General features: G+C 59.1%; 5 protein-coding genes and 1 pseudogene. 2 read left to right on the forward strand and 4 right to left on the reverse strand.

Annotated features, from left to right (window positions below; genetic code table 11):
* Positions 1-7: 7 nt before the first annotated feature.
* Positions 8-433 carry a GNAT family N-acetyltransferase gene (locus H7A76_RS18745; protein WP_185699864.1) on the reverse strand — a complete coding sequence of 142 codons (426 nt, stop codon included), beginning with the start codon at positions 431-433 and terminating at the stop codon, positions 8-10.
* Positions 434-526: 93 nt separating this feature from the next.
* Positions 527-1,351 carry an MBL fold metallo-hydrolase gene (locus H7A76_RS18750; RefSeq protein WP_185699967.1) on the reverse strand — a complete coding sequence of 275 codons (825 nt, stop codon included), beginning with the start codon at positions 1,349-1,351 and terminating at the stop codon, positions 527-529.
* A 1-nt stretch (position 1,352) separates the two neighbouring features.
* On the opposite strand from H7A76_RS18750, the gene H7A76_RS18755 reads away from it, so the two are divergent.
* Positions 1,353-2,411 (forward strand): GlxA family transcriptional regulator, encoded by a 1,059-nt coding sequence (locus tag H7A76_RS18755; RefSeq protein ID WP_260498015.1) that lies wholly within the window; start codon positions 1,353-1,355, stop codon positions 2,409-2,411.
* A 29-nt stretch (positions 2,412-2,440) separates the two neighbouring features.
* On the opposite strand, the gene H7A76_RS18760 is transcribed toward H7A76_RS18755, so the two are convergent.
* Entirely contained in the window at positions 2,441-2,635 is a 195-nt protein-coding gene (locus tag H7A76_RS18760; protein ID WP_185699865.1) for a hypothetical protein, read from the reverse strand.
* A 137-nt stretch (positions 2,636-2,772) separates the two neighbouring features.
* Positions 2,773-3,123: pseudogene (locus H7A76_RS18765) on the reverse strand (TolC family protein); the annotation flags it as partial.
* A 507-nt stretch (positions 3,124-3,630) separates the two neighbouring features.
* Here H7A76_RS18765 and H7A76_RS18770 point away from each other — a divergent pair.
* Entirely contained in the window at positions 3,631-5,328 is a 1,698-nt protein-coding gene (locus H7A76_RS18770; protein WP_185699866.1) for a cyclic peptide export ABC transporter, read from the forward strand.
* Positions 5,329-5,787 lie beyond the last annotated feature (459 nt).

A 5,787-nucleotide genomic window follows, 5' to 3' on the forward strand; every position in this document is an offset into this window, starting at 1 on the left:
AACGCTGTCAGCACAGCGGCTTCTGGAAATACAGCCGGGTATGTCCCGGCGGGTAATCCGCCAGGCGTCCGAATTCGGAGTAACCCAGTTTTTGGTAAAATCCGGGCGCTTGAAAGCTGAAGGTCTCCAGCCAGACACCCCTGCAATTCTTTTTCTGCGCGACCTCTTCAGCCATGCGAATCAGCCGTTCTCCGATCCCCTGGCCCCGCATCGACTCGGGCACGCTGACAAGATCGATGAGCAGCCATCGATAAGAAATCTTGCCGTACAGCCCGCCAATGACGTCGTTACTCTCAGGATCTCGTAGCAACAGGGCAAATGTTTCATGCGCATCGTCTCCACCATTGGCCAGGTTATGGGCCAACAATGGGGTCAGAATTCCTGACCGCTCTTCTTCCGTCACATTTTCTGAAAGCTGGATCTCTACAGCCATGGCGCACTCCCTGAGCAATGGGTAACTGGGGCGACAAGCAGCTATTCCGGTCATCCCATGGTGAAGCCGTGAATATACCAAGCCGTCTGGGCTTTAGATGAGTTGAGGGGCAGCGTTGGCCGGAAATGAGCGTCCTGCTGGATACCCAACCTCCAGGCGCTCGCCATCGGCGGGAATAAGCAGCTTGTGGGCAACCCCCATGTCGATGGCGGCCTTCCTTAACTCCCGTCGCGTGACAGGGCAATGGTTGATAGCTTCCAGGTGGTTCGCAACGACGATGCCCTCGCTGAGGGTGACGAATTCCAGGACATCCGCCACTCCCATGATGATGTCACCGCCAACATCGAAACGTGCACCTCCCGCTGGGACGACGCTGACCTGCGGTTGATGGCGCATTACGAATTCGCGAACGGTTTGCGTCAATACAGTATCCCCGGCCAGATAAATGCTGGGCTCGCCTGGATATTCGATCAGATAGCCGACACCGTGCTCCATCATGCGCCCGACCAGCCCACCACCATGGGTGCATCGCACTGTACGAATCAGGCCGCCCAGAAACGCGACCGGATCACGGTGTCCCTCCGCCAACGGCTGAACGTTCAGCTTTCGCCTGGCCAGGTAGGGAGCATCATGCGGAGTGCAAATAACCGGAACATTTCGTGAAATCAACCAATCGATGGCTGCCCGATCAAGATGGTCGAAATGGCCTTTCTGGCAGTGCGTGATCAGGCAGTGAGTGACCGTGTCGAGGGCCTGTTCCGCCGAGGCAGGCAACTCGACGATCGGGTTCCGTTGCCAGGAAGAAAACAGCCTCAACGACGGAAGGGTACCTTTACCGGCGAGCATCGGATCGACCAGGATTCGCTTGTCGTCCAGTTCCAGAATGAGGGTTGCGTTACGGATCTGCCGAATCTTCATCATGAACCTCTTCCCAATAATGGGTTCATGGTGCCCGCCAGATGATGCGTCCATAATGGCGGCTTCAGCCACAATTCACTCATTTCCTGCCATGCCCAGTACACTTCGAATCGGTCTTACCCTGTTTCCCAACTGTATGCCCGCAGGCCTACTGGCATTCAATGATCTGCTTCATGCCGCCAACCGGCGCTCGGGGGCGGCACTGTTCGAGACGCACTACGTCAGCACGCAAAGGGGGACAGTCGAGTGCGCTCATGGCTTGAAGCTCTCGGCCAGTCACTGCATTTGCGAGCTGACCCTCGATGCAATCCTGATTCCCGGCTTTTGGGCCGAGTCTGTTAGCCAGGCGGAAGCGGCCGTTATCGCCAATAGGGAACTGGTCAGGGCCATCGCTCGGATTGGCAAGGACTGTAAAGTCTGGAGCTACTGCACGGGCGTCATTCTTGCCGCCGCAGCGGGGCGTTTGGCTGGCGAAGAAGCCACGGCAACCTGGTGGCTGGCCGACACACTGCTCAAGCGGTACTCCGGCACGCGTTGGCAGATGGAAAAGCACTGCATCTTCAACGAGCGGACCGCGACGGCCAGCGGCGTCAATGGTTATCTGCCCATTGCCCAGGCGTTGCTGGAGACGCATGTCAGCCAGACGGCACTGCACGACCTGATTCGGCTGATGGTGCTCCCGCGCCCCACGCAAACGCATGATGCGTTCCAGTCGTTGAGCCTGATCGAGCAGCCTGGCGAGATTCTGCGACGCATGCATACGCTTGTGCATTCGCTACCTGCCGAACAGATCACGGTGCAAAAACTTGCGGATGCTCTGCGCATGTCGCAACGGACGCTCGCGCGGAAGGTGAAGGCAGAAACGGGACTGGCCACGGCCACTTACGTGCGCCGCATCAAACTTAGCCAGGTAGGCGAACGATTGGTGCTGACGTCCGCGTCGATCCAATCCATCTGTGAAGAGCTGGGTTTCAGCAGTGACTCCAACCTCCGACGCATGTTCAGGGGGGTGACCGGGCTTACGCCGACTGAATATCGACAGAGGTTTGCTCGTTTCTGATGGCGGCGACTTTGTGGGCCGGGGCGGCTTTACTTTTGAGGGGCGCTCACCAGCTTCAGGTCGGTGGCGATGTAAAACCCCTGCACCGTGCGTTTTTTCTCTTCGTACTCACACAGCACCAGGGTGGAGTGCGGCAATGGCGTCGCCTCCAGTGACGGTTTGACCAGCATCCTTTTGCCCCCCGAGCGCAGGCGCACATATTGCCCGGGCTCGAAGGTACTCATGGCCGCGTCTCGGCAGCGGCCAGCCGGGTCGGTTGCGCCCATGCGCCGCCCAGGGTGGTGTACACGATCAACTGCGCCGAACGGTCGGTAATCAGCCCCTGCTGTGACGAAAACAACGAGCGCTGTGCGTCGAGGAACGGTACCCGCTGGCGGCTGCCGCCCGCCGTCGCCGAGACCACCGGGAACAGGTCAGCGCGCTGGATCTGGTACTGCGCGCGGTACGCCTGGACATTCAGCGCCGCCACACGCAGGTCGCGGTTCTCGGTAAGAGCGCTCTGGACCAACTGCCGCAAGGCGGGGTCGTGGAACAACGTGCGCCAGCCCTGGCGAGCAACGTTTTCGCTGACGGTACCTGCAGCGGCGGCATAGGCCGGGCTTTGCGGGTATTGCATGGTCACCGGAGCTGCCGGTGGGTGGTAGCCAGGGATCAGTGAGCACCCGCTCAGTGCCACTGCAACCGCCACCGCAGAGAAAGCAAACTTGTTCATTGGCCTGCCTCATGTAAAGGATTGCAGCGCAGTACCCCGCAGCGCCGGGCTGCCATCGCGCGATCCCCGTGTGCATTCGTGCACCGCAACGCGTGACACCTTGCCCGCGGCCCCTTGGGTTCGCGTATTCAGGCGAATCGGCAACGAGCTCTTCATCTCCTGGCAGGGAGGGTTGGCGGTGGCGCGATTCGCTTGTTGTACGGGGATGTCGGCGGGGGCGCCGGCCGTGCCGAGAGGCTTGCAGCCATCTTTCACTCCTGAAGGGTCCGGCTGGGGACCGTATTAGGCCCAGTCATGCCGCACCGGTCTGCAATGGAAAGCGGGGACATTCGGGAGGGCATCCGCCTCGGCGGTGTGTATTGGTGTCGGTTCACCTGTTGTACAAGCTTTCGGGGACAGCCGAATTGGCGCCAATCCGTACACTTGGCGGCGCCGGCAACAGGGCCGGTAGCAGCGGCTTGTCTGGCGGGCCATGCCCGGTCTTGCGTGTATTTGAGGAGTTGGTCCATGAACAAAGAGCATGAGAAGCCGCCCAAGCCGGGCTCGGTCTTGCGCCTGCTTTGGCAAAATCATCCCTGGCTGGCGTTCTTTTCCCTGGTCACCGGCATCGTCAGTGGGGTGGCGGCGATCGCGGTGGTTAACGTGGTCAACCAGGCTATTTACGAGCAGGGGTCGCGCTTGCACCTGCTGTATTGGTTTGTTGGCTTGAGCGTGGTGGCGCTGGCGTTTCGTAACGGCGCGACCTTGTTTCCCGCTTACGCCAACATGAAGCTGATGACGCGCCTGCGCATCGCGCTGTGCCAGAAAATCCTCTCCTCGCCCCTTGAGGAGGTCGATCGGCGCGGCCCACCCAATGTGCTGACACTGTTGACCACTGACATTCCGCAACTCAACGCCACCTTGTTGGTGATGCCGGTGATGCTGGTGGAATCCACGGTGTTCATGTTCGGCCTGGCCTACCTGGCCTACCTGTCATGGACGGTGTTTGCGTTGACGCTGGCGCTATTGGCGCTGGGCGCCGTGTTGTATGTGTTCTTGTTCCTTGGCGGGGTGAAGTTCACTGGCCGTGTGCGTGATGAGTTCACGGCCTTCAACGAGCATACCCACGGTCTGGTCTTTGGCCTCAAGGAACTCAAGCTCAATGGCATCCGTCGGCGCTGGTTTGGCCGTTCGGCGATCAAGGAATCGTCGACGCGGGTAGCGCGCTTCAACTTCATCGAGCACCTGTGGTACCTCGGCGCGGAAAACATGGGGCTGGTCACTCAGTCCCTGCTGATTGGCAGCCTGGTGTTTGCCTTGCCGCTACTGAGCATCACCGACAGCCAGGTGCTGACCGCCAGCGTCCTGACCGTGATGTACATCCTCGGGCCGCTGGGCCTTTTGATCAGCACCATGCCGGTGGTCGCGCAGGGCCGGATTGCGATCACCCGCCTGGCCGATTTCGGCTTCCTGATCAATGAGCACCATGCCGAGCAAGGCGAGCCGGAAACCAGCAATGTCCTGCGCCTTGAGCACAAAAAGCACTGGCAGGAAATCACCCTCAAAGGCGTGGTGATGAACTACCGCGGTGCCGACGCCGAGAGTGGCTTTGCCCTCGGGCCGGTCGACCTGACCATCAACCGCGGTGAGTTGATCTACATCATCGGTGGCAATGGCTGCGGCAAAAGTACCCTGGTCAAGGCATTGTGCGGGTTGTACGTGCCTCAGTCCGGGCAGATTCTGCTCGATGGCGTTGCCGTCAATGATGACAACCGCAGCGATTACCGCGACCTGTTTTCCGCGGTGTTCAGCGACTTTCATCTGTTCAACCGGTTGATTGGCCCGGAAGGCGAAGAGGTCAACCCGGACCTGGCGCAAAAGTACCTCGGCGCGCTGGGGTTGGCCGACAAGATCAAGATCGAAGGGCTGGGTTATTCCACGACCAAAGAGCTGTCCTACGGCCAGCAAAAACGCCTGGCCCTGGTATGTGCCTACATGGAAGACCGTCCGGTGTATGTGCTTGACGAGTGGGCGGCAGACCAGGATCCACCCTTCAAGCGCTTCTTCTATGAAGAGTTGCTGCCGGAACTCAAGCGCCGCGGCAAGACCATTCTGATCATCACCCATGACGATCAATACTTCCAATTGGCCGATCGTGTAATCAAGCTGCTCGATGGCCATATCGTCTCCGATGTAAGCCTCGTCGCCCAGGATCGCCGCGCCTGATCCAGGCGTTGCCACAGACCGTCCATTCGCACGACGCCGACAGCCTTCATGGCTGTCGGCCTCGTGCTTTTTTTTGGATTAAAAAAGCCATATTTATCAGATAGTTGATGGCGATTTCACAAAATTTTTACAGGCCCGCCGATTGTCCGGGTTTGGGGTGACATACAGCCAAAAACACGAGTGCTTAAATTTGCCAATGCGCTCATCAGGTCGTGCTGTGGGTGGCTGTTCCGACCGCGTGAAGCGCTGCTGGCCAGCCCCCTTGCTGCTGTTATGAGTTGGCGTTTTCAACAATTTTTTCGCCTCAACTTCCCTCGCTGCTGCGCTGTGACCCAGGTGGCACTGACAAAACTCTGAGAAGGCTTTTATGAACCGTTTTTCTGCAGTGGCCATGGGCGACCTTGTCGCGAAAAAACTCCTTTCCAAACTCGTTGTTGCCGCTGTGGCGCAGGTGATCGT

Origin of the sequence: Pseudomonas sp. MSSRFD41 (genome assembly GCF_014230245.1) — a bacterium.
Lineage (GTDB): Bacteria > Pseudomonadota > Gammaproteobacteria > Pseudomonadales > Pseudomonadaceae > Aquipseudomonas > Aquipseudomonas piscis.

Excerpts from the sequence above, each read along its gene's own strand:
- H7A76_RS18760 (WP_185699865.1), bottom strand. The coding sequence starts at position 2,635 with ATGAGTACCTTCGAGCCCGGGCAATATGTGCGCCTGCGCTCGGGGGGC.
- H7A76_RS18750 (WP_185699967.1), bottom strand. The coding sequence starts at position 1,351 with ATGAAGATTCGGCAGATCCGTAACGCAACCCTCATTCTGGAACTGGAC.
- H7A76_RS18755 (WP_260498015.1), top strand. The coding sequence starts at position 1,353 with ATGAACCTCTTCCCAATAATGGGTTCATGGTGCCCGCCAGATGATGCG.
- H7A76_RS18770 (WP_185699866.1), top strand. The coding sequence starts at position 3,631 with ATGAACAAAGAGCATGAGAAGCCGCCCAAGCCGGGCTCGGTCTTGCGC.
- H7A76_RS18745 (WP_185699864.1), bottom strand. The coding sequence starts at position 433 with ATGGCTGTAGAGATCCAGCTTTCAGAAAATGTGACGGAAGAAGAGCGG.